Here is a 22,168-nt window from a genome sequence, read left to right as displayed (position 1 = left end):
TCCATTGGACAAGACCTGCCTCAAGCGTCGGAACCGTCAAATTCAGGACAACCTGCATCTGGTTCAACCCATTGCCCGTCATTACGCCCAAAAGACAGGCCTAGAAAGCGACGATCTCCTGCAAGTGGGATGTCTTGGCCTGATCAAGGCCTACAACCGCTACGACGCCCAGCGGGGGGCTCCCTTTCCAAGCTTCGCCAAACCGCACATTCGCGGAGCGATTCTCCACTTCCTTCGCGACAGAGTCGGATTGATACGACTCCCCAGGGCCGTTGAAGAACGGGCCATGCAGATGATGCGCAGTTCGGAGGGCTCTGCTCTGAGCCCAGCCGATGCCCTCGTGGTTGACCACTACCGCAGCAAGCAGCACTGGGTGGAATTCAACGACGACGTTCTCGACGACACAGCGCAAGGGATGGATCTGGTCGAACGCTCAGCGGGCCTGGAGCAGGGTGAACAAGCTCTTCCGCAACCTTGAAAACGACGACCAATGTGCGCTGCAGATGGTCGTCATTGATGGGATGAGTCTGAGGCAGACAGCACGACTGCTTGGGGTTTCAGCGATAACAGTTGAGAGGCGCGTGAAACGCGGCCTCAACACCATCGCGAAGAGGTTGAACGCTGCTCAGCCTGACGCCTGAGCATCGCGATCCATCTGTTCCTGAAGAGTTTTGATGGCGGCATTCAGGGCTGACAGCTGCCGTTCAGCACCATCACGCCAGAACCGCAGCATCGACAACTTCCGTTCCTGATGCTGGCGACGCAGGCTTGTGTGATCGGTGCTGGGGCTACAGCAGAACGGAGGAAGCACTTCAGCGTCGACGCTGAGGGCATTTTGACCGATTTTCAGGCACGGTGTGACTCATCAATCTGTTGGCTCTCTCAGAAGGTGGAACTACGGTGTGAATTGAGAGCATCTACATCGTGGTGTCGACGTTGCTCCGAACACCACAACAGCAAGCCGCATGAGTCTCAGGCAAATCCCAATCTTGGTCTTGACCTGCGTCTCGCTTGCGGGTTTTGAGTGCGTGCCTCGGCGCAACGCTGAGGCCTACGTCGCGCTCATGGCAGGTCAAAAGGCACGACCTCTCAACGGCACCTTCAACAACGTTCCGGTTCTTCATTCCAATCAACCGGAGATTGTCACCGGTCCAGGAATCCTGGTAAACACGGCTGCGGGCTCAGCCATCGCTGCGGAGTCGAACCAGCCGCTTCGCAATGCCGCCCACACCTTCAACGGTGAGTTCGGCGTTCATATGCATCACAAGTATTACCCCCAAGACCAAGCCAAGTTGGGGGGCCGTCGATCCAGAGGCTTGATGACCCTGGCACTGATCGCGACGAATTCCGGGTCAAGCCCGATCACACTGAAGTTCGATCGAGGCTCCGTCAAAAACAGTTTTGAAGCGCCTTATCACCCGAATCGTTTGATGGGGGTCAAACCTCTTGGGAAGCGTCCTTGGAACACAGGGCCAGGAGATGCCACCGCCGTTCAACTGCTGCGCGGTGAACTGGACCGGAAATTACCCGAACAGGTCGTGATTCCGGCAGGAGGACAGAGGGTTGTGGTGCGCACTGTGCTCCCTGCCCGTGGCATAGCCAACGGGCTGCTGAGGGGACGCAGCAACGGTCCTTTCACGATGGCTGTCGTTGCCGCCGAGCAATCAGCACAGGATGCCGATCTGTTCGCGGTGCTGCAGTCGGGGCGACTGGCACCGGGAAGGATTTATCTCAACCGGATTCGCGAGATCCAGCTGGGTCGTGTTTTTTCAAGGGTGGCGGGCGTTGCTCTGGGCGATGCCTACAAAGCTGAGATCAGCCATGATCTCAACCAGGGGCCACTCCACGTGCCCCTGACCAGCACGAAGCGGCATCACTTCGGCACCAGCGATGTTCAGGTCAATCCGTTGACCACACGGATGGTTGATTCCGCTCTGAACAACGTCGGAACCTATGGGGTTCGCTATGACGTGACCCTCAATGTTTCTGGTGCAGGGCCCCATCAACTGGTGCTCAGTCACCCGGTTGTGTCGGGCAAGAAGACGTTTACAGCTTTCCGTGGATCGCTGCAGATTCGTCACGATCGAACCCTTCAAGAGGTTCACGTGGGCATGCGCTCAGGGGAGAGCCTGGCCCTGGCTGATCTCAACCTGTTGCCTGGCACACGAAAGGCGGTGAAGGTGAGCTTGGTTTATCCGGCTGATGCCACCCCAGGCCATCTCCTCAGTGTGGTTCCCGTTCAGCAGCTGGCCATGCTTCATCGCCGCAAGCAACAACAGCGAGACGCCCAGGTCAAGATCGCGGACAGTAAATCCCGCATGGTGGGGCCGGAGACCGCTCCTCCTTCTCCTGAAGCCAAGCCTGTTGTTGTGAACCCTGCAGCTGTGAAGCCTGCATCTGTAAGGCCGGCTCCTGTGATTCCTGCTGTGGTGCCTGTCGCCCGACCCGTTTACGGCGATGTGATTCGATCTCAGCAGCAGTGGTTGCTCCAGCTTCAGGGTCGATAACCTGCCCAAAGGTGGATTGAACTTTTGAGCGGCGAGGACTCAAAACGTCAACGCATCTCTGTGGAGATGTCAGAGCCCATGGTCGCGTTGATTGACCAGCTCAAGGGTGAATACGGAGCCCGTTCCCGGGGCCGGGTGCTCGAAATGCTCCTCCAGGATCTGCTCGACCCTGGGGATGCAGCATCGGATCCTGAGGTCGATCCTCTCAAGGACGATGCTGAACCAGCGGTCGCCACTGGGCCCGATGAGGTCACCAGTCTCGTTCTGATCTCAACGGGGAAGCAACAGCAAGGGGGTGAAGACGCTCCAACCTCGGCCTCTGGACTTCCTTCGGGAGGTGGCTCCTCAGGCATCGACCTGCCGGGGTTCGTCAGCAAGCGCACCAGTGAGCTGAAAGCGACGCTTCGCTCTCCGCAGCAACGCGATTCCCCTCAGAACGACCCCCTTGTCTCAACGGTGGACCTCACCGATCTAAGAGAGGCCAGTGCTGCCGCAGAAGAGCACTGGAGGTCCCTCTATGGCCAACCACCGGGCCCAACAGTGATTGAAGCGGCCATGACCTGGCTGGCCCGAGATGTCTGGTCCAGCACCGATGCCAGTGATGGACGTCCATTCACCTGGTCGGCTGCCAATGCAGCCGTTGAGACACTCTGTGCCAGCTGGGAGTCAAGCGACCCATCGCTGGGTCGGGTGATGGTCGTGGCTGGCGCTCTTGAGGACCCCTTTGCCACGTCTTCGTTGGCGGAACGCATGCCGACCCTGATCCGCCGCTTTGTGAACCGTTTCCGCCGCAGCAGACAGGTCACCTCCTTCGAAACCCTTGAGTCGACCATGACGGTGCATGGGGCTCTCAAGTTGTTGGGTTTATCAACCCAAGCAGGAACTTCGGTCACTCTCAGTTCCATTAGGGATGCTTACAAGCAACGGGCGCTTGAAGAACATCCTGATGCGGGTGGTTCCACCGATGCGATGCGCCGACTCAATGAGGCCTATCGGCTGCTGCGTGAGCTGTACAGAAACCGTTGACCGCTTATCTCTACTTAGACACAAGACAAGTCTAAATTCGTGTTTTGCTTGAGACAGCTGAGTTTTTAATCATTACCAGCTCCGTGGCTTCGAACAATCAACCAAGCACTGAGGGCCAACATGGCCACGGAACCACACAGTGCTACTAGATCAGTGGCGTTGTTCACCTCGAAGCCAATGGTTTTTTTGAACACCGCATCAATCAGGCCCACAACAATTACATTGGACAGATTGTTCTTCAGGCTTTGGAGGCTGTTCACCGAGAGAATGTTGGTGTACTGCTCTTCGCCACCTCAAGGCATGGATCAAGGTCTGAAATCACCAGCTTGTAGATGCCATAGCCAAAGATCAGCAGTGCGATGCTGATTACGAAGTAATCAACCCCTCCCACCATCTGGGCGATGGTTTTGGCCGCAACGCTCTTGGTCGTGAAGGGAAGGTGCATGATCACAAGGAAAGCGTTGAAGACCTCAACCGCTCCAATGACGAAGCAGCCAACGCTTCCGAGCAGGCTCAGCACCACCGGAACGATGCTGATCAGCCGGAATTTCCAGATCAATCGTTCAAGCCGACGTTCAATCCATCGCGACGCCATGGTTCAATCCGATCATCCGTTCGCAGCCTGATCAACAGAATCTCAGGTCTTGGCTACGACACGTTTCAGGACCCAATAAAAGTCTTATCTGCAACGAGCGCTAATTCTCAAGATTCAAAAAATGGTGGTTTTTATTTGCCGCGCACCCGAGATTGTCACAGCGCCCTTTCTTCTGCAAAAACCATTGTCTTGATAGCTTTATCTGTAGTCCACGGCCAGTCCAGAGGTGGCCTGTGACCGGCAAAACCGTTTGAAAGCTTGGGTTTTCATTCTTGCGTACCTGCTGTAGACACAGGTACGCAATAAAGGCTCACTATTTTGGACCTTGAAGCCTCGAATCCGGACCAGTGTCCGGCTGTTGATGCGGGGATCGCTTCACAGCTTCCATTACACATCTCTCCATAATCATGAAGCCAGAGACAAGTACCAAGCAGCGCAGTATGGACTTGGAATGAGTCTTGGTTGATGTCTCACCCGGGACGAATTGACATTACGAGGGCTCGGCCAGGGCTGTTCAAGAATGTCGACCTCTGGACTAGGCAGAGACCTGACGCCCTCGAGTAGCCGATCGAATCATCGAGAGGATGGCTTGCACGACTTCAGCAGATGATTGGCAGAAAAAAGCAGATTTTTATCTCTTAGGTCTCAACTGAGGCGCATTTCAGGTCTTGAAAGCTGTCTCAGTCAAGACAAGTGGACAATAAAAACCGGGCTCGAGGGCCCGGCTCTTTTGAAAACGTTCAACGTTGAATCAGGTGGACGTCTGCATGCCCTGAATCAAGAAGTCGAAATAAGGAGACGTGAGCTTCACCTGCTGTTCCGACAACAACGACAGGGACGCTTCCTTCATGCACTTCATGGCTTCAACCATTCCGGGCATCGGAACACCAAGGCTGTTGTACATCTCGCGAGCACCAACCAGACCGATCTCCTGGATCATTTCGGTGCTGCCGGCCAGAACTCCGTAGGTGATCAGACGGAGGTACCAGCTGTAGTCGCGAAGGCACTGGGCCCGCTGGCGCTGACCGTAGGCATTGCCGCCAGGGGCGACGTACTCAGGTTTGCGACCAAACAGTTGCTTGGCGGATTCGTCGACGATCTTTTTTTCGTTCTCGGTCAGAACCTTGACCACAGAAACGCGCATGGCGCCTTGGTCGAGGAAATCCACCATGGTGCGGAGTTCTCCGCTGGTGGGATACCGCAGATCGTCATCGGCCTGGAGGATGAGATCCCGGACAACGCTCATGGAACTGGGCAGGCTTCGTGGAGTTTAGTGGTCTCGACCCGTTCACCTGACCCATCACCGCCCGGGTGTTACGCCATTGCAATGGCAGGGAATCGAGAGCATGACCAAAGTCGACAGCCCGAACAGCAGTGAACCGCGGCCCGGGCTCACAATCGAGCTCGAGGCTGTTGACCTGGATCGCGATGGCAAGGGTCTGGCCCGTTGGAACAACTGGGTGATCGTCGTTCCTGATCTCTTGCCGGGGGAACGTGCCACGGTCCAGCTGCAGCAACGTCAGAAGTCGCGCTGGTTGAGCCGTCGGGTGGATCAGATCACGTTCTCCGAAGATCGGCGCCGCCCTCCCTGCATCCTTTCCGATGACTGCGGTGGTTGCACCTTGCAACGCCTTGATGACCCCGCCCAAACCCGGTGGAAAGCCCAGCAGATACAACAGACCATGCAGCGCATCGGGGGAATTGACGTTGCCCCTGAGCCCACGCTTGTTGATGCGGAACGCTGCTTCGGTTACCGCAACAGGGCCTTGATCCCGCTGAAGCGAGACCAGAATGGACGCTTGAAGGCCGGCTACTTCCGACCGAAGACCCACAAGATCGTCAATCTGAACCACTGCCCGGTGCTCGATCCACGCCTGGACGCGTTGGTGGAGCCTCTCAAGCAGGACCTGGATGCAGGGGGGTGGCCGGCCGACCATGACCTGCTTCAAGCCCAGGGGCTGCGCCATCTCGGGCTTCGTCTTGCCAGCGCCACTGGAGACGTTTTGATCACGCTGATCAGCAGCCATGCTCAGCTTCGAGGCCTTGACGCCCTCGCACAGAGCTGGGTGGAGCGTTGGCCCGCGGTGAAAGGGGTCTGCCTCAACCTTCAACCGAAGGCCAACAACCTGGTGCTCGGTCGCACCACCCATTGCCTCGCCGGTGTTCCCACCATTGAGGAACAGTTCTGCGGAATCAAGCTCGCCCTCAGCAGCACCACCTTTGTTCAGGTGAATACGCCGCAGGCGGAACGGATCGTTCAGCGCCTCACAGACTGGCTTTTGACTCAGTGCGCCGGCGCACGGGTTGTCGACGCCTATTGCGGCGTCGGAACCATTTCCCTGCCCCTGGCCAAGGCCGGTTTTGATGTTCAAGGTCTGGAACTCAACCCCGACTCGGTGGAGCAGGCCCGGCTGAATGCCATGCACAACGGCCTTTCCTCCCGCTGTGCCTTTGATGCGGGCGATGTGGCCGACCTTCTCGCTGCTCAGCTGGACGACTGTCAGGCGCTGGTGTTGGATCCCCCGCGCAGGGGGCTCGATCGACGCGTGGTGGACAGCATCCTTGAGCGGGCACCTGCCGTGCTGGCTTATCTCAGCTGTGACCCCGCCACGCAAGCTCGGGATCTCAAAGCACTGCTCGCCCCATCAGGCCCCTACGAGCTGGAGATGCTCCAGCCCGTGGACTTCTTCCCCCAGACAACGCACCTCGAATCGTTGGCGCTGCTGAAACGGTTCAGCTCCTGAGCTCAGCCTGAAACTGCTTGCTCAAAGCGGCACGCACCTTGTCGTGAACAGGCTGAATTTTGTCGTCGGTGAGGGTCTCGTTCTTGCCGCGGTAGCGCAGACGGAATGCCTGGCTCACTTTGTTGTCGCCCAGCTGTTCGCCCTCAAAGCGATCCACAAGTTCCACCTGCTCCAGAAGGGGTTTGCCCGCCTTGCGAATGGCTTGGATCAGATCAGCAGCTGCACTGGATCGGTCGACGATGACGGCAAGATCCCGCTCGCTGAAAGGCACGGTTGGGTAGGGCTTGAAGGCCGGCGTCCAACGGTTGCTGCGGGTTGCAGCATCCACCAGTCGTGTCAGATCCAGTTCAAACAGGTATGTGGCTTCTGGGAGATCCAGCTCCTCAGCCATGGCTGGATGAAGCTGACCGAAACAACCCAAGGGGCGCCCTTCCAACACCAGGGTGGCGGCACGACCCGGATGCAGTCGTGCGTCATCCGTGAGGCGACGGTCAGACAGCTCCAGCTGCAAGGCCTCCATCACCCGGGTGAGAACGCCACGGGCCTGGAAATAGTCGGGCGCCTGCGGCTTGCCGCTGGTGGCCCAGGTGGAGAGGCGTCGATCTCCGCAGATCACGCCACCAAGAATGGCGGTCTGGCTGACGGCTTCCGGTGAACCGCTATAGGTGTTGCCGATCTCGAAAACAGAGCAACCGCGCTGTGATGCCTTCAGATTGCGAACACAGATCTGCAGGTGCTCCTCCCAGAGGTTCGTGCGCAGATGGCTTGTGTCGGCCAACAACGGATTGCTGATGGCGATGCGCTGTTCCTGCTCCGAAGCCGGGACGAGAGACAGGGTGGTGACCTCCTGCAACCCTGTGGAACAGAACAGCTGCCGCAGGCGCCGTTCCGCCTGTTGGCGCGGGGTGAGGGCACCGGGCTCCAGCGGATCCGGCAGGTGAGCCTCAAACCGATCGAAGCCCACAAGACGCGCCACCTCCTCGATCAGATCAACTTCACGCTGAAGGTCTTGCCGTCTTGAGGGCGGTGCAATCACCTGCCATCCCTGCTCATGGGCTGAGAGCTGGCAACCGAGGGCTGTCAGGCAGTTTTCGATGCTGGTGTCATCGAGATCCTTCGGGCCATCGGCAGCATCGAGGGGGCCAAGCAGTTGATGGAGGGCACTGCGCCTCAACAGCACCGGTTCCGCTTCTGCGGGACCGTTACCGCCCACCCAGCGGCCGCTCTCAGAGCAGGAAAACTCCTGACTCAACAAGGCCAAAGCACGGGCCGAACAGGGCAGGGTCATTTCCACAGGCAACCCTTTTTCGAAACGGCTGCTGGCATCCGTACGCAAGCCCAGGGCCCGGGCCGACTGACGAACCCGCGGCGGAGCAAACAGAGCGGATTCGAGCCAGATGTTCCTGGTACCGGCAGTCACCCCACTCTCGAGACTCCCCATCACACCAGCGACGGCGACAGGCCGGTCTTGGCAGGTGACGACCTGAACACGGCTGTCGAGGGTGCGCTTCTGATCATCCAGACCCACGAAAATTTCCCCATCGCGAGCGGAACGGACGGCAAAACTCTTGGCGTCTACCGGTTGCCCGGTCAGTCGTTCCAGCGCATCGGCATCAAAGGCGTGGAGGGGCTGCCCCTGCTCCAGCATCACCAGGTTGGTGACGTCAACCACCGCATTGACGCTGTTCACGCCACCACGCTCAAGGCGCTGCTGCAACCAGGTGGGTGAGGGCTTGGACCCGTCCACACCCTCGATCCTGGTGATCGAGTAGAAGCAGCCATCCAGTTCTGCGTTAAGCGGAGTGGTGCTGGGATCCAGATCCAGCTCGGGCAGGCTCAAACTGCCACCGGTCAGGGCTGCCACCTCGCGTGCAATACCCACCATCGAGAGGCCGTCGGGGCGATTGGCGGTGATGGCCAGCTCCAGAACGGTGTCGTCGAGACCCAGCAGGGGCGCCACGGGCGTCCCGTTGGCCGGCAGTGACTCCCCAAGCTCATCCAAGATGGCGATGCCGTCGGACTGCTCCGTCAGGCCCAGCTCCGTCAGGGAGCAGATCATTCCGTTGCTGGCCACACCCCGCAATTCACCGGCTTTGATCGTCAAGCCAACTGCGGGGAGGGTGGCACCGACCATGGCCACCGGAACATGGATCCCGGCACGCACGTTGCTGGCACCACACACGATCTGGATGGGGTCCTGAGCTCCCACATCCACCGTGCAGACGCTGAGCTTGTCGGCATTGGGGTGTTTCTCCCGTTCCAGCACATGGCCAACCACCACGCCGTGGGCCCGGGCGCTGAGGTCATCAACGTCGTCCACCTCAAAGCCCGCCATCGAGAGGCGCTCGGAGAGATCGTCAACGGACTCATTCACCTGGACCAGCTGCTTCAGCCAGGAGATCGATACCCGCATTGGATCTAAGCCAGACAGCGCGCGATCTTAGGAAGTCCCCTCTGGGGGAGCTGCTCTGAACCTGTCGGGTCAGGGGGTAAGCTCGATGTTTGTCAATTCGCTTCGCACCTGCGGCGCAACGTCCTTTATGGCCAAGAACAAGGGCGTCCGGATCGTGATCACTCTCGAGTGCACCGAATGCCGGTCCAATCCCGCCAAGCGTTCACCCGGCGTGTCTCGTTACACGACGGAAAAGAACCGCCGGAACACCACCGAACGGCTGGAGATCAAAAAGTTCTGTCCCCACTGCAACAAGTCCACGCTCCACAAGGAGATCAAGTGACCTTGCAGGTCCGTCTTTCCTCCATCCGTTCCTGAATCATGTCCAGCTCCTTCTTCAAGAAGCGTCTTTCGCCGATCAAGCCCGGTGATCCCATCGATTACAAGGATGTGGATCTCCTCAAGAAGTTCATCACCGAACGCGGCAAGATTCTTCCCCGTCGCCTCACCGGCCTCACCGCCAAGCAGCAGCGCGATCTCACCAACGCCGTCAAGCGTGCCCGCATCGTTGCCCTTCTGCCGTTTGTGAACCCCGAAGGTTGATCCACGGGCGTTGAACAATTCAATCCAACCCGGAGACACCGTCGCGGTTGTTCTCAAGGGTTCTCCTCTCTTCGGCCGTCTTCTGTCCATCAAGGGCAGCAAGGCGGTTCTTTCTTTTGGTGGTCAACGTCGTGACCAGGGCCTGCCCATGCGCGATCTGATTGCCATCGATCCCGAGCATCTGTTCGATGGCAGTGAACTACCTGCCCCTGAGCAGGTGCAGGACAGCGCTCCATCAGCGCGGGCCGTTGTGGAGGCCTGGCAGCTGTTGGAAACGGATCAACCGGGGGGATTGGCTCGGCTGAGCCTCTGCGAGCTGGGCGAGTTGGTGTTGACCCCGCTCAACCTCGCTGGTCTGGCAGCGCTGTGGGCCTGGCTGCATGGAAACCAACAGTTGTTCCGCTGGCGTCGTGACCGTTTGATCCAGCCACTCTCCCGCGAAGAGAGGGCCAGCCTGCGGCGCCAACGCCGAGCTGAGAGGCAGGCGCAACAACATGAACAACGGCAGCTCGCATTGCTGCGCGCGGAGCGAGGCCTCAGCGACGATGAACGCCTGGAGCTGGACCCGGTTTGGGACGAGCGCTTCAGCCACTGGATTCAGTTGCTGAAGAACAATCCCGCTGCGGTGGGTTCCGACCTGGATCTCCAGCAGTGGTCGGCAGCGTTGTCGATTGGATCAGATGCCGCCGATCTTCGGCAGTGGTTGATCGTGCGTGGGTTGCTCGATACCAATGAGCCCATTGGCCTGAGGGGCAGCGTCTGGTCCCGCTGTTTTCCCTCTGATCTGGTGGAGGAAGCGAATCGTCTTGTTGCTCTTTCGAATGAAGAGCGACCTGGGGATGAGCAACGCATCGACCTCACTCACCTGGCCACCTACAGCCTGGACGATGCGGGCACTCGAGAAATTGATGACGCGCTCTCGCTGGAGCGTCGTGATGGCGTCGATTGGATCTGGATCCACATCGCTGATCCCAGCCGTCTGATCGACATTGACTCCCCCCTTGATCAGGAAGCCAGACGTCGAGCCACCAGTTTGTATCTGGCGGAGGGTGTAATGCCCATGCTGCCTCTGGAGCTGGCGGCCGGTCCCCTCAGTCTTCGGGCTGGACAGCGCTGTGCAGCCCTCAGTGTGGCCGTTCGCCTCGATGAGGATGGTGCTGTTGCGCAGCAACGGATTGCGCGCAGCTGGATCCGACCCCGCTATGGCCTCACCTACACCGATGGTGATGAGCTGATCGAGTTGGCACCCCCAGGGGATGAAGCCCTCTCGGATCTCTCGGGACTTCTGATGTTGCGCATGCGCTGGCGCCGTTCCAAAGGAGCCGTGATGTTTGACCGGCCTGAAGGACGCTTCCGCCGCAGCGATGGAGCCTTGGCGCTGCAGGTGATTGACCCTTCACCCTCCCGCCTGATGGTGAGTGAAGCGATGCTGCTGATGGGAGCTGTTGTGGCCGGCTTTGGTCAAGAGCACAGCCTGCCGTTGCCCTTCCGTAGTCAGCCTGCGGCGGAGCTGCCCTCCAGCGATGAACTCGATCGAATCCCCGAGGGACCAGCCCGTGACGCGGCGATCAAGCGCTGCTTGAGCCGAGGCGTGCAGGGCACTCGAGCCATGCCCCATTTCAGCCTCGGGCTTGAGGCCTATGTGCAGGCAACCTCACCGATCCGACGCTACGCCGATCTCGTCGCCCACCGGCAGATCATTGCCCAGCTTTCGGCGCTTGCACCGTTGGATGAAGAGCGTCTGCTGGAAGTGATCGATGACCTCGATGATCCATTGCGCCAATCCATTCAGATCAGCCGTGAGGATCAGCGCCACTGGCAGCAGGTGTGGTTCGCCGAGCATCAGAACACCGTTTGGTCGGCCGTGTTCCTGCGCTGGCTGCGCCCGCAGGATCGCTTAGCCCTGGTTCATGTGAGCGAGCTGGCCATGGATCTGGTCGGTTGTGTGTCTGCAGACAACCCTGCTCCTGGTGATGCTCTTGAACTCAGGGTGGGGCGTGCTGACCCGGTACGCGGTGAGCTGCAGCTTCAGTTGGCTTGATCCAGAACCCCGGTGATCCGCACCCAGGGCCCCCAGGGATTCTTAATGCCGCGGAGATTCAGTGTTCGGCCCGAATGATCCTCGTTGGATAGCCAGCGATGGATTGCGGGTTCTAGGGTGATCAGAGGCCAGATCCTTTCAGCGGTTTCCAAGTGGTAGCCCTCATGGAGGTTGCCGGTGAGCACGCCACTGAGGCCAACCTCATGAGGCTGATTTGGCGCCTGGTTCACGCCAGGGGGAAGCAGCATGCTGGCCCTTGGGCCTGAAAGGCAGCCATTCGCATTCAGGTGTTCAGGTCGAGCCAAGCTCTGCTCCTGTGCCTTGACCCAGTGCGGATGCCAGAACGGCCAGTCCCAGATCGGGAGGACTGCTGCAGGGGCCTGCGGCTCATGGATCAGGGCTGACTGGATGGCCTCAACTTGCAGATCAGCAAGGTCACACCCCTGGCGAACCGCCATCGCCGCCGCCAGACCCGCCACCTGGCCCAGGTTGAGGATCAAAGGCTGCAGGCGCGTGGCCCCATTGGCCATGTGGCTGACGCTGAAGCCTTTCTCTGCCATCACAAGGTTGGGGATTGAGTCTGTGATCAGGGCATCGAAAGGAATGCAGAAAGGCGTACCGCTCCAACGTCCTCCCCAGCGCACACTTTTCGGCGCGAGAGGCCAGTCCTCGCCTGGGTAGTGATGGTCATTGGCATAGGTGCCCACAGCGATGCTGGTGCAGCGACCCTTGGCATCGATCGGGAGCGGTCCCCGTCGGGCTCCTGTGGAGATCGGCAAGAGGTCGCGTTCCGTGACCGTTGTGCGACCCGTCAGCCGCCGGCTTTCTCGCCAGTACGGCATCAACGCCAGGCTGGGATCGGCTCCAGGGAAGGCGTTGCCGGCAGAGATCCAACCACCGCTGCATTCCTCCAGGGCCGCCAGGAAATCCTTGCTGTGCCGTTGCATCTCCTGGGCCAGCTGCGCACGAACCTCGCCATCAGCACTGAGGGCTCGATCGAGGCTGTGGTGCCAGTCGTTGCCCTCCAGGGGCCAATTGAGCATGACCAGGCCGCTGGCCAGACGGCCATAGGTGATGGTTTTCTCGAGACCGAAGCTGGCGGTGCTCCGATCGAACGGAATCCGCGGGATCGCTGCGGCATGGCGCGGAGCGAGTTCCCCATGCAATTGGCCCATCACCACCCAGGTGGGTGACTGAATCGGTTGCTCTTGAAAAAATGCTTCGCTCTCAAGCCGGGACTGCTCGGGGGCGCTGGGTTCATCCCAGATCTCCTTGCCTTCCCACCCCCAGCGGAAGGGGGCGGACGATAGGGCAAGCAGATCACCCAGATCGCTGCCATCCACAAACACGTCGGCGGAAAAGCTTTCGACGCCATTGGCGCTGTGGATCTCCACAGACTGGAGGCGACCCTGCTGGCCGTGAACCTGTTCTAGCCTGCAGTGGGGACGCCACTCCAGCCTGGGCTCAGCCGCCACCCAGCGTTGCAGGATCCGTTCGGCTGTTTGCGGCCTGTATCCGAAACAACTCACCCAGTTGTGGTCGAGCCCGCTCGGCTCCTCCAACTCCAACTGCCGTAGAAAGGCGCCCCAGATCCCGGTTTGCCAACAGGTGAGTTCATGGCCATCCGGGGCACAGACTCCTGCTGAACTCACCATGCCCCCCAGCCAGGGGCCAGGGGTGAACAGTGTCGTGTCTGCTCCTGATCTTGCGCTCTGCAGCGCAGCAGCAACGCCGCCGCAGCCACCACCCCAGACCACCACTTCGCGGTGCGTCATGAGGAGGGCTGTTTGGCGTGGAGCGAGATGGGCATGCTCGTTAAAGTCTGTCATCGCTGCGGTGCAGCGGAGTTCGAACTTTTCTGATGCCTTACACCCTTACGACTCCGCTCTATTACGTCAACGATCGTCCCCATCTGGGCAGCACCTACACGACCCTGGCCTGTGATGCCTTGGCTCGCTTTGAGCGGCTGCAGCTGGAGAAGGTGACCTTCGTGACTGGTGTTGATGAGCACGGCCAGAAGATTCAGCGCACGGCAGAACGTCAGCAGCTGAGCCCCCAGGACCACTGCGACAAGGTCAGCAGCCGGTACCGCGATCTCTGGAATCAGTGGGGGATTTCTGACGATCGCTTTGTGCGCACCACCAACCCGCGCCACCTGGAATTGGTGGAACAGTTCTACGAACGGGTCAAGGCATCCGGCGACATCGTTGTCGGCAAGCAGACCGGCTGGTACTGCGTCGATTGCGAGGAATACAAGGATGATCCGGCCGAAGCGGAGTCGCCCTCCTGTTCGATCCACCGCAAGCCTCTCGAGTGGCGCGATGAGGAGAACCTGTTCTTTCGGCTCTCCCGCTATCAATCCGCCATTGAGGAGTTGGTGGCGCGCGATGACTTCGTCGCCCCAGCCAGCCGACGACAGGAAGTGCGCAACTTCGTCGCTCAAGGTCTGCGCGACTTCTCCATTTCGCGGGTGAATGTGTCCTGGGGACTTCCGGTCCCTGACCATCCAGGCCACACCTTCTACGTCTGGTTTGATGCTCTGCTGGGTTATCTCACAGCGCTTCTTGATGATGGAGAAGCGGTATCGCTCGATCGGCTCGCCTCCTGCGGTTGGCCCGCCTCCGTGCACGTGATCGGCAAGGACATCCTTCGCTTCCACGCTGTGTTCTGGCCCGCCATGTGCATGTCTGCAGGACTGCCGGTGCCGCAAAAGGTTTTCGGCCATGGCTTCCTCACCCGTGAGGGCCAGAAGATGGGCAAATCCCTCGGCAATGTGCTGGACCCCGAACTGTTGCTTGAGCGATGCGGCAGTGATGCCGTTCGTTGGTACCTCCTGCGCGACATCCAATTCGGAGACGACGGCGATTTCCAACAGCAACGCTTTGTTGATCTGGTCAACAACGATCTGGCCAACACCATCGGCAACCTGCTGAATCGCACCTCGTCGATGGCGCGCAAATGGTTCGATGACGGCGTTCCCCCGGCAGGAGCAGCCTCAAGTGCTGACCATCCCCTGGCCCTCAAGGCTGCGGAAACCGTCAGCATGGTGATGGAGGCGATGCCGCAGCTCGCGTTCAAGACCGCGTCCGAGTCGATCCTTCAGTTGGCCATTGCCGCGAACGGTCATCTCAATGACACGGCTCCCTGGAGTCGCATGAAGGAGCCCGGTCAAGAGCAGAGCGTGGCAGAGGATTTGTTTGCTGTGCTGGAAACCACCCGCATCGTTGGACTCCTGCTTGCCCCGCTCTTGCCCGACCTCAGCGAGCGGATCCTGTCTCAACTTGGGGAACGCTTGGATCCAGACAACTGGTCGAAACAGCTGAATTGGGGCAGGCTGTGCAGCGGTTCCGCGCTGCCGAAGCCAACACCGGTGATGCAGCGGTTGGAACTGGATGAACCGCTCTGAACAAAGCATGCTGGGTCGCTTGTCACGTTGTGGTCTGGCAGCAGCCCTTGTGGCGAGTGCATGGCTCACCGGTTGCACAACGCGGCGACCGATTGCGCTTGAACCAACGCCGTCCTTTGTCTTCCGGTCGCTGGATTTGAGCCAGCGGGCCGACGATGGCAACCGTGGCTGGGATCTCACCAGCCCCGAGGCGCGTTACGACCTGAGCAGTCGAACCATCCGTGCACGACGTCCCGAGGGCGTTCTCTATCGGAATGATCAACCGCACTACAGGATCACCGCAGATCTCGCCACGGTGTTGCGAGATGGAGAGCTCGTTGTTCTTGAAGGATCGGTGCAGCTGCGGCAGTTGAACCAACGGGGGCTGACGATTGAGGGAGACAATCTGATTTGGACGCCATCGCAGGCGCGAATGGTGATCAATCAACGGCCCAAGGCCAATGATGGCAAGGCGCAAATCCGCTCACGCGAGCTCGTGTTCCAGCAGGACACCGAGGTGCTGGAGTTCAAGGGCCCAACCCAGCTGAACCGTGTTGATGGCACCAATGCTGCTTCCACAGTGGTGCGGGGTGGACGTGGAACCTGGAATCTGAAGAGTGGTTTGTTTCAGGCGCCTGGTCCGGTGCAGGCCATCCGCAGCGATGGCCGCACGCTCAGTGCTTCAGGACTGGATGGCAACACCCGCCAGGGTTACCTCGACCTACAACAACCGGTCACGCTGGTGCTGGAAAGCGACCGCGGTCGGATCACTACCGGCCAGACGCGTTGGCTGTTTTCGGCGGAGCAACTTGAATCCGATCAACCCATTCAGGCTGAGTTGAAAAACAGCAAGGTGCAGGGGATTGGGTTCAAGCTTGATCAGCGCACTGGCTCCGTGATCATTTCCAACTCATGTCGCGTTGAGCAGACGTTGGAAACATTGACGGCCCAACGCTGCGCTTGGAACTGGCGGAGTGAACGGGTTGTTGCTGATGGCGATGTGGTTCTGCAGCGGACCGAACCGGAGCAGATCACGCGGGCTTCGCGCATGGAGGCCAAGATTTCGGACGATGGTGCGATCCGCTTCGGACAAGCCGGAGCGAGGGTTGAATCGACGATCAAGCTGAGTCCGGCTGCACAGGAGAAGCCTCGCCGGCCGCAAGTGTCGTTCTGAGCCGCTGGGTCCAGCCTTCAATCCATCGCTCATCGGAGCGGGTGAAACAACGGGGCGACCATCCCCCCACGATCACGGCCCCCTCCTTCCCCATCGGGCAAACAACGATGGCGGGAAGTGACGGCAGCATCGCGTCGAATTCCGCTCGGCCTGGAAAGAGCGTTGTGTTGACCAAGGAGATGGTTTGCTCACGCTCCATGGCCCGTTGTGTGATCGCTCCTGGCTCGAAAGCCTCCTGAGTGATCAGGCCCCGACGCAGCACAACCTGATGGCGCCAGAACACGAGCACGGATGCCGCTGGCGTCGCCGTCAACAGCATGTGGCTGCCCCAGGCCAGCTCCTGTTGTTGGTTTTCGCTGAACTGATCCGCCATCAAAAGTCCCTGTTCCCCCTGCAACGGAACTTTCTCTGCTGACTTGGGGTTCGCCCGTGTCCACAGCACAGCCACCAGCATCAGGCCCACCGCTGCCATCCCCGCCAGAACTTCGGCCCGTTGAAATTCCGGTGTCACGGTCTGCGCTACCCCTGCATTGGTCACGGTCAGACCCAGCAACAGAAGCGCACAGATCAGTACAGCTCGGGCGGGACCTGGCATCAATAGAGGGTGCTGTCAGAACGCAATCATCCTGCTCAAATACGGACATGTGCGTCTCTGCCATGACGACTCCCGAGGCTTTTGCTGCTGTTGCCCTTGCCGCTGTTGCCTGTGATGGAAGGCTTGGACGGGATGAGGCCCATGCCCTGCGCCGTCAGCTGGAGAACCGATCGCTGTACAGCGACAGCTCTGAAGCGGCCATGGGTGAATTGTTTGACCGCCTGCTGTTGCTGTTGCGGGAGCAGGGCGTTCAGGGCTTGATCACGCCCGCCTTGCTTCAGCTCAATCGAATTCAGCAGCAGTCCGCCCTGGCTGTGGCAGCGCATCTGGTGCATGCCGACCGCAAGATCACAGCGGAGGAAACCGATCTCCTCGACCAGCTCACCCGTCAAATGACTCTGCCCGACAACGAAGCCCGCATGGTTGTTGAGGCAATTGCAGCTTTGAACCGCGACATGCTGGACAGCTAACGGCAGACTGAGGCATTCATGACGCTTGAAGGGATGCCCCGTTCCGCCCGACGCCTATTGGCCAGCCTGCTCAGTTTCGGGGTCTGTCTTCTCTTCTGGGCCCCAGCCAGTCTGGCGATCTCACCTGCTGCCCTGGGTAAAAGCCTGCCGGATGCATTGGTGATCGACGATGCCGATGTGTTCAGCCGCGCCAGCCGTGGTGAATTGGAAACGAAATTACGCAGCTTTGAAGATCAACGGGTCGATGCCCGCCTGATCACGCTTCGGCGTTTGGATTACGGCATAACCTTGAACAGCTTCGGTGAGGAACTCCTCGAGACGTGGAGCTCACCCAGCGGCAATCCCTTGTTGCTGATGTTGATCGAAGCCTCGAACAAGCGTTCCGCTGTGGTGGCCAATCAGGAGCTTGAGGCACAGCTTCCTCCCAGCCTGCTGAAGAGCACCGCCCGTACAACGATGACTGTGCCCCTGCGAGAGGGCGATCGTTATCGCCAGGCATCCGTTGATGGACTCACCCGACTTTCAACCGTTCTCTCGGGTGGCGAGGATCCAGGTCCTCCGAAGGAGATCGAACGGGTCACCCTGCCCACCAACATTCCCACCAAGGCGGAAACCGCCGAAAGCGATGCCACCAAGTGGGTGATCATCCTGTTGGTGCTTGGAACCATCATTCCGATGGCCACCTGGTGGGTGTTCTCGCGCTGATGACCCGACTGCGATGAGCTGACTGCAATGAGCCGCCGTAACTGGATCAACCTGTTCAGCAACAGCCAAGCGATCGAGCTCTCCAGTGATCTTGAGCGTGGCTACGAGGCGGCTCTGCTCATCCAAAGCCTGGAGTTGGAGTACTACGGCGATCGGCAGATTCGGCCGGAGCTCAAGCTCTCCGTGCCGCGCTCTGTTCAGGCCACGATTCTTCGCCGCTTCAAAACCGCGCTGGCCATCTGCCGCAATACAGCAGCAACTCTTTCCAAACAACAGGGCCAACTGGATTCCCAGGAGTTGCGTCAACTTCAACTGATTGAATTCGTCGTGAGCCGCTATGGATCGCGACGATCCAGCAGTTCGCCGTCGATCAGCCGCTCACCGGATGCCCTCCCCCGATCGCTTCTGGGTGTCTTCGACAGTATTCGCCTCCAGTTGGATCCCTCAACGGAAGACAGCGTCGTGGCGGGGTATCGACGCCGGCGGGACAGCACGCTGATTTCCCTGAGGGTTCTTCTTCTTCTCGTTCTGGTTCCTCTTCTTGTTCAGCAGATTGCTGGCACCTATCTGATCTCGCCTGCGGTGAACAAGTTTTCTCCCGAACTCCCTTTCCTGAGCTACCCGAAGCCTCAGCTGGAAGAGAAGGCGGCTGAAAAACTTCGGCTCTACAAGCAAGAACTTGAATTCGATGCGTTCCTCAAGGGCGTGCAGCCCCTTGATGATGGTGCGCTGCGCGACAAGCTCACCGAAAAAGCGACTGAGCTCAAACACGATGCCGATGAGGAAAGTCTCAAGGCGATTAAGAATGTGTTTGCGGATCTGGCGGGTCTGATCGCCTTCGCCGTGGTGTGTTTTCTGAGCCGCGATGAACTGCGTGTTCTGCGTGGATTTGTTGATGAGGCGGTTTACGGGTTGAGTGATTCCGCCAAGGCCTTCGCCATCATCCTGTTCACCGATATCTTTGTTGGTTACCACAGCCCGGAAGGTTGGCAGGTCTTGCTGGAAGGGATTGCCGAGCATTTCGGTCTTCCCTCCAGCCAAAGTTTCGTCAACCTCTTCATCGCGACATTCCCGGTGGTGTTGGCGACGATCTTCAAGTATTGGATTTTCAGGTACCTCAACCGTGTGTCTCCGTCTTCTGTCGCGACGCTGAAGGGAATGAATGGCAGTGGTTGACCCCTCCTCCTCAGTGGAGCCCCCCGTTGCCGGCAAGACCAGCCGGCTGATCCTGGTGAGTGGGCCAACCCGCAGTGGCAAGAGCCGCTGGGCTGAGCACTTGTTGAAACACCACCCTGTTGTCACCTACATCGCCACGGCGGCCGCCAGGCCGGATGACCGTGATTGGCAAAAGCGTTTGGAGGCCCACCGGCAGCGTCGGCCCGACCATTGGAGCGTTTCTGAATGTGGGGCAGAGCTGGTAAGCGTGATCAACGGCCTGGCTCCTGGGCAATCTGTTCTGATTGATGCCCTCGGTGGCTTTGTTGCCCACCACCTGGACCTCACTGCCCAGGATTGGGATCACCTCTGTGAACAGCTGATCGCCTCGATCAGGGCATCGCACTGCACGTTTGTTCTGGTGATCGAAGAGACAGGCTGGGGCATCGTTCCCCCAACACGCATCGGAGGCTTGTTCCGTGATCGTCTCGGAACTCTCGCGCAGGCACTTGACCCCGTTGCTGACGCTGCCTGGCTCGTTCTCCAGGGTCGTGCACTTGATCTTCATGCTCTTGGCCAGGTGGTGCCATGAGTGAGATCGCCCCCCTGCGGATTGCCCTGTTCGAACCTCAGATCCCTCCGAACACCGGCAACATCGCCCGTACCTCGGCGGCCTTCAGGGTGCCGTTGACCCTGATTGAACCCCTCGGCTTCAAGGTGGATGATCGGAGCGTTCGTCGTGCCGGACTTGATTACTGGCCCCACGTTCAGCTTTCCATCGCTTCGAACTTTGCCGAGTTCCAAGCTGAGCTTCGTCCTGAGCAGAGGTTGATCGGCTGCAGTCGTTGTGGTGGTTCATCGCTCTCCTCGTTCACGTTTCAACGGGGAGATGTTCTGCTCTTCGGACGGGAAGATACGGGGCTACCGGAACCGGTTCGCGAAGCCTGCGACAGCATCCTCACGATCCCCATGCCTGGAGCTGCTGATGATGCAGGCCAGGGAGGTGTTCGCAGCCTCAATCTTTCCGTGGCCTGCGCCCTGGTGACCTACGTGGCTGGACAACAGTTGCGGTTGTGGTGATCCCACCACTGCTCCAAACCCCCTTGCGCGGGGATGTTCGGCTCGTTACTTTCAACGCGTCTCAGTGGTTTCATGCGCGCAACGCTTGCTCTGGCAGCTGCTGTAACCCCTGTTCTGTCCCTGGGTTTGTGGAGTTCTCTGCCCGGGATTGCCGATAACGCCACTTTTGATCTTGCCGAGCTGCCCCCTCTGCCAGCTCTCTCCCCGAACAATCCCGTTGCTGTTGTCAGCAAAGTCGATTCCAGCAGTCAGGTCTGGTTCCAAGTTGTTCGTGCCACGTCCCTGCGGCGTTATGCCGAGCTGTTGAAGCTTGATCGTGAGCAGCTGGCCTCGTTGAACAACGTGCCAAGCTCCCACGTTTTTGAAAAAGAGAGTTGGCTTTCCCTACCGGACTCTGTACGGCTTGTTGCCGTGACGTTGTCGTCACTCAACCGCTCCAGTGAACGTGAGACGCTTCCGTTGGTTGCCCCACCACCGCTTAGCGCAACGGCCAAAATCAAGACCGGAGACTCTCTGGCGTCATTCCTCAAACGCCACGGCGTGACGCAACAGCAGCTGTTGAGTTGGAATCCAGGCCTTCAGCTGAGTGCTTTGACGATTGGCCAGGAACTGCAGATCGCTGAAGCCACTTCGGGTCAGTCACTCCTGGCTGTACGCCCCCTCAGCAGTGGAGGTGATGCATGGCCTGATCGCCCCCTGTCGTCTTCAGCCGATCAGCCCGAAAGCCTGAAGCCGCCGATTGTTGGTTACCAGTGGCCCACCAAGGGGGTTTTCACCTCTGGTTATGGGTGGCGCTGGGGACGCATGCACAAAGGCATTGATATCGCCAACAACACTGGCACTCCCGTTGTTGCGGCCCGTGATGGGATCGTTTCATTTTCCGGCTGGAGAGGTGCCTACGGCTATCTGGTTGAAATCGCCCACAGTGATGGCGAATTCACGCGTTATGCGCACAACAGCCGTCTTTTGGTCAAAAAAGGGCAGATTGTTCCCCGTGGGTCTCGCATTTCACTGATGGGAAGCACCGGACGTAGCACCGGTCCTCACCTTCACTTTGAAATCCGTCGGGCCGGTGGCGCTGCCCTCAATCCCCTGGTCAAACTACCGGCACGCAAGGCCTGAATCAGGCATGCTCGAACCCAACAAGGGTTCGAACGAGCTGATCAACAGCGAATCAATGAATGTCAGAGGGGAGACTTGAACTCCCGACCTCAGGGTTATGAATCCTGTGCTCTAACCAGCTGAGCTACTCTGACGAAGGCCCTTCAGGCCAGTGCTCATCATACATCTCAGGGGTTCAGCCTCAGCGCATGTCGATGGCATTGAGGCGATCGCGGAAGGATTTCGGTTGATCGTCCTTGGTGAGTGGGGCTGCCGTCTCAACAACAGGTGTTGGAGCTGGAGTTGGGGCCGGCTCGATGCTCCGCGTTGCCGTTGAACGTCGGGTTGCGCCGCGATTCCCGCCCAGAGTCTTCAGCTGACCAGTGCGCTGGTCTCGATCCAGGGGTTTCTTGCGCAGATCGCCCTTAAGCTGGTTCAACAGACGGAAATGTCCGGTGGAACTGAACTTGCGCAGGAGCGCAGGATCCCAGCTCGTGAGTTGGTCAGTCATCAACTGAGTTTATGGCGACGGATGGCTAGTGTCGTGATAGGTTCAATCCTGAAACTGGAAGTCGAATCGACTACGTGTTAAGTC

Annotated in this window: 24 protein-coding genes and 1 tRNA gene; 16 read left to right on the top strand and 9 right to left on the bottom strand. The window is 59.2% G+C overall.

Features of this window, described 5'->3' with window-relative positions; translation table 11 throughout:
- Window positions 1–4: 4 nt before the first annotated feature.
- Window positions 5–478 carry a sigma factor gene (locus DXY33_RS09330; protein WP_206749602.1) on the top strand — a complete coding sequence of 158 codons (474 nt, stop codon included), beginning with the start codon at window positions 5–7 and terminating at the stop codon, window positions 476–478.
- A gap of 25 nt (window positions 479–503) precedes the next feature.
- Complete coding sequence (locus DXY33_RS12945; protein ID WP_371634758.1) at window positions 504–641, top strand: sigma factor-like helix-turn-helix DNA-binding protein; 138 nt, start codon at window positions 504–506, stop codon at window positions 639–641.
- Here DXY33_RS12945 and DXY33_RS09320 read toward each other — a convergent pair.
- A complete protein-coding gene (locus DXY33_RS09320) occupies window positions 626–811 on the bottom strand; it encodes a hypothetical protein (RefSeq protein WP_114989156.1) in 186 nt (61 codons plus the stop codon). The genes DXY33_RS12945 and DXY33_RS09320 overlap by 16 nt on opposite strands.
- Before the next feature lie 154 nt (window positions 812–965).
- Here DXY33_RS09320 and DXY33_RS09315 point away from each other — a divergent pair, with 154 nt between their 5' ends.
- Complete coding sequence (locus DXY33_RS09315) at window positions 966–2,507, top strand: DUF3370 family protein (protein WP_115132630.1); 1,542 nt, start codon at window positions 966–968, stop codon at window positions 2,505–2,507.
- Between the two features lie 78 nt (window positions 2,508–2,585).
- Window positions 2,586–3,533 (top strand): molecular chaperone DnaJ, encoded by a 948-nt coding sequence (locus DXY33_RS09310; protein ID WP_170951008.1) that lies wholly within the window; start codon window positions 2,586–2,588, stop codon window positions 3,531–3,533.
- Window positions 3,534–3,598: 65 nt separating this feature from the next.
- On the opposite strand, the gene DXY33_RS12740 is transcribed toward DXY33_RS09310, so the two are convergent.
- From DXY33_RS12740 to DXY33_RS09300, 3 genes are all read right to left on the bottom strand, one after another.
- Window positions 3,599–3,793: a hypothetical protein gene (locus DXY33_RS12740; protein WP_244275987.1), complete on the bottom strand. Its 195-nt coding sequence runs from the start codon at window positions 3,791–3,793 to the stop codon at window positions 3,599–3,601.
- Window positions 3,790–4,128, bottom strand: coding sequence for a YqhA family protein (locus DXY33_RS12735; RefSeq protein ID WP_244275985.1), 339 nt, complete (start codon window positions 4,126–4,128; stop codon window positions 3,790–3,792). Before DXY33_RS12735 ends, DXY33_RS12740 begins: the two co-directional genes overlap by 4 nt.
- A gap of 751 nt (window positions 4,129–4,879) precedes the next feature.
- Window positions 4,880–5,374 (bottom strand): allophycocyanin subunit alpha-B, encoded by a 495-nt coding sequence (locus tag DXY33_RS09300; RefSeq protein ID WP_114989152.1) that lies wholly within the window; start codon window positions 5,372–5,374, stop codon window positions 4,880–4,882.
- Window positions 5,375–5,474: 100 nt separating this feature from the next.
- Between DXY33_RS09300 and rlmD the strand changes: the two genes are divergently transcribed.
- Window positions 5,475–6,872 (top strand): 23S rRNA (uracil(1939)-C(5))-methyltransferase RlmD, encoded by a 1,398-nt coding sequence (rlmD, locus tag DXY33_RS09295; RefSeq protein ID WP_115132821.1) that lies wholly within the window; start codon window positions 5,475–5,477, stop codon window positions 6,870–6,872.
- On the opposite strand, the gene pheT is transcribed toward rlmD, so the two are convergent.
- Window positions 6,862–9,285: a phenylalanine--tRNA ligase subunit beta gene (gene pheT / locus DXY33_RS09290; RefSeq protein WP_115132628.1), complete on the bottom strand. Its 2,424-nt coding sequence runs from the start codon at window positions 9,283–9,285 to the stop codon at window positions 6,862–6,864. The two genes, rlmD and pheT, sit on opposite strands and share 11 nt — an antisense overlap.
- Window positions 9,286–9,412: 127 nt before the next feature.
- Between pheT and rpmG the strand changes: the two genes are divergently transcribed.
- From rpmG to DXY33_RS09275, 3 genes are read left to right on the top strand one after another with little or no spacing between them, the layout of a single operon-like run.
- The gene (rpmG, locus tag DXY33_RS09285; RefSeq protein ID WP_006851071.1) at window positions 9,413–9,607 is read left to right on the top strand and encodes a 50S ribosomal protein L33; all 195 of its coding nucleotides are present in this window, start codon (window positions 9,413–9,415) and stop codon (window positions 9,605–9,607) included.
- A 38-nt stretch (window positions 9,608–9,645) separates the two neighbouring features.
- The gene (gene rpsR / locus DXY33_RS09280) at window positions 9,646–9,867 is read left to right on the top strand and encodes a 30S ribosomal protein S18 (RefSeq protein ID WP_006041316.1); all 222 of its coding nucleotides are present in this window, start codon (window positions 9,646–9,648) and stop codon (window positions 9,865–9,867) included.
- 10 nt (window positions 9,868–9,877) lie between these two features.
- Window positions 9,878–11,908: a ribonuclease catalytic domain-containing protein gene (locus DXY33_RS09275; protein WP_115132627.1), complete on the top strand. Its 2,031-nt coding sequence runs from the start codon at window positions 9,878–9,880 to the stop codon at window positions 11,906–11,908.
- Here DXY33_RS09275 and DXY33_RS09270 read toward each other — a convergent pair.
- Window positions 11,896–13,683, bottom strand: coding sequence for an FAD-dependent oxidoreductase (locus tag DXY33_RS09270; protein WP_115132820.1), 1,788 nt, complete (start codon window positions 13,681–13,683; stop codon window positions 11,896–11,898). The two genes, DXY33_RS09275 and DXY33_RS09270, sit on opposite strands and share 13 nt — an antisense overlap.
- Window positions 13,684–13,769: 86 nt before the next feature.
- Between DXY33_RS09270 and metG the strand changes: the two genes are divergently transcribed.
- Both metG and lptC read left to right on the top strand, forming a co-directional pair.
- Entirely contained in the window at window positions 13,770–15,314 is a 1,545-nt protein-coding gene (gene metG / locus DXY33_RS09265; RefSeq protein ID WP_115132626.1) for a methionine--tRNA ligase, read from the top strand.
- Window positions 15,301–16,467: an LPS export ABC transporter periplasmic protein LptC gene (gene lptC / locus DXY33_RS09260; RefSeq protein WP_115132625.1), complete on the top strand. Its 1,167-nt coding sequence runs from the start codon at window positions 15,301–15,303 to the stop codon at window positions 16,465–16,467. Before metG ends, lptC begins: the two co-directional genes overlap by 14 nt.
- On the opposite strand, the gene DXY33_RS09255 is transcribed toward lptC, so the two are convergent.
- Window positions 16,412–17,062 (bottom strand): cofactor assembly of complex C subunit B, encoded by a 651-nt coding sequence (locus tag DXY33_RS09255; protein ID WP_115132624.1) that lies wholly within the window; start codon window positions 17,060–17,062, stop codon window positions 16,412–16,414. The genes lptC and DXY33_RS09255 overlap by 56 nt on opposite strands.
- 62 nt (window positions 17,063–17,124) lie before the next feature.
- Between DXY33_RS09255 and DXY33_RS09250 the strand changes: the two genes are divergently transcribed.
- From DXY33_RS09250 to DXY33_RS09225, 6 genes are all read left to right on the top strand, one after another.
- A complete protein-coding gene (locus tag DXY33_RS09250) occupies window positions 17,125–17,532 on the top strand; it encodes a hypothetical protein (RefSeq protein ID WP_115132623.1) in 408 nt (135 codons plus the stop codon).
- A gap of 33 nt (window positions 17,533–17,565) precedes the next feature.
- The gene (gene psb32 / locus DXY33_RS09245) at window positions 17,566–18,237 is read left to right on the top strand and encodes a photosystem II repair protein Psb32 (protein ID WP_115132622.1); all 672 of its coding nucleotides are present in this window, start codon (window positions 17,566–17,568) and stop codon (window positions 18,235–18,237) included.
- 27 nt (window positions 18,238–18,264) lie between these two features.
- Entirely contained in the window at window positions 18,265–19,413 is a 1,149-nt protein-coding gene (pxcA, locus tag DXY33_RS09240; RefSeq protein ID WP_115132621.1) for a proton extrusion protein PcxA, read from the top strand.
- Window positions 19,400–19,984: a bifunctional adenosylcobinamide kinase/adenosylcobinamide-phosphate guanylyltransferase gene (cobU, locus tag DXY33_RS09235; RefSeq protein WP_115132620.1), complete on the top strand. Its 585-nt coding sequence runs from the start codon at window positions 19,400–19,402 to the stop codon at window positions 19,982–19,984. The genes pxcA and cobU overlap by 14 nt, the downstream gene beginning before the upstream one ends.
- Complete coding sequence (locus tag DXY33_RS09230) at window positions 19,981–20,472, top strand: tRNA (cytidine(34)-2'-O)-methyltransferase (RefSeq protein WP_115132619.1); 492 nt, start codon at window positions 19,981–19,983, stop codon at window positions 20,470–20,472. The genes cobU and DXY33_RS09230 overlap by 4 nt, the downstream gene beginning before the upstream one ends.
- A 72-nt stretch (window positions 20,473–20,544) precedes the next feature.
- Window positions 20,545–21,594: a peptidoglycan DD-metalloendopeptidase family protein gene (locus tag DXY33_RS09225; protein WP_170951007.1), complete on the top strand. Its 1,050-nt coding sequence runs from the start codon at window positions 20,545–20,547 to the stop codon at window positions 21,592–21,594.
- A gap of 60 nt (window positions 21,595–21,654) precedes the next feature.
- Here DXY33_RS09225 and DXY33_RS09220 read toward each other — a convergent pair.
- A tRNA-Met gene (locus DXY33_RS09220) sits at window positions 21,655–21,728 on the bottom strand.
- Between the two features lie 47 nt (window positions 21,729–21,775).
- Complete coding sequence (locus DXY33_RS09215) at window positions 21,776–22,084, bottom strand: hypothetical protein (RefSeq protein WP_115132617.1); 309 nt, start codon at window positions 22,082–22,084, stop codon at window positions 21,776–21,778.
- Window positions 22,085–22,168 lie beyond the last annotated feature (84 nt).

The sequence above is a fragment of the Synechococcus sp. N26 genome, from assembly GCF_900473975.1.
Classification (GTDB): domain Bacteria; phylum Cyanobacteriota; class Cyanobacteriia; order PCC-6307; family Cyanobiaceae; genus Parasynechococcus.
Note: the sequence above shows the minus strand (reverse complement) of the source record. Positions and strands in the feature narration are given on the sequence as shown.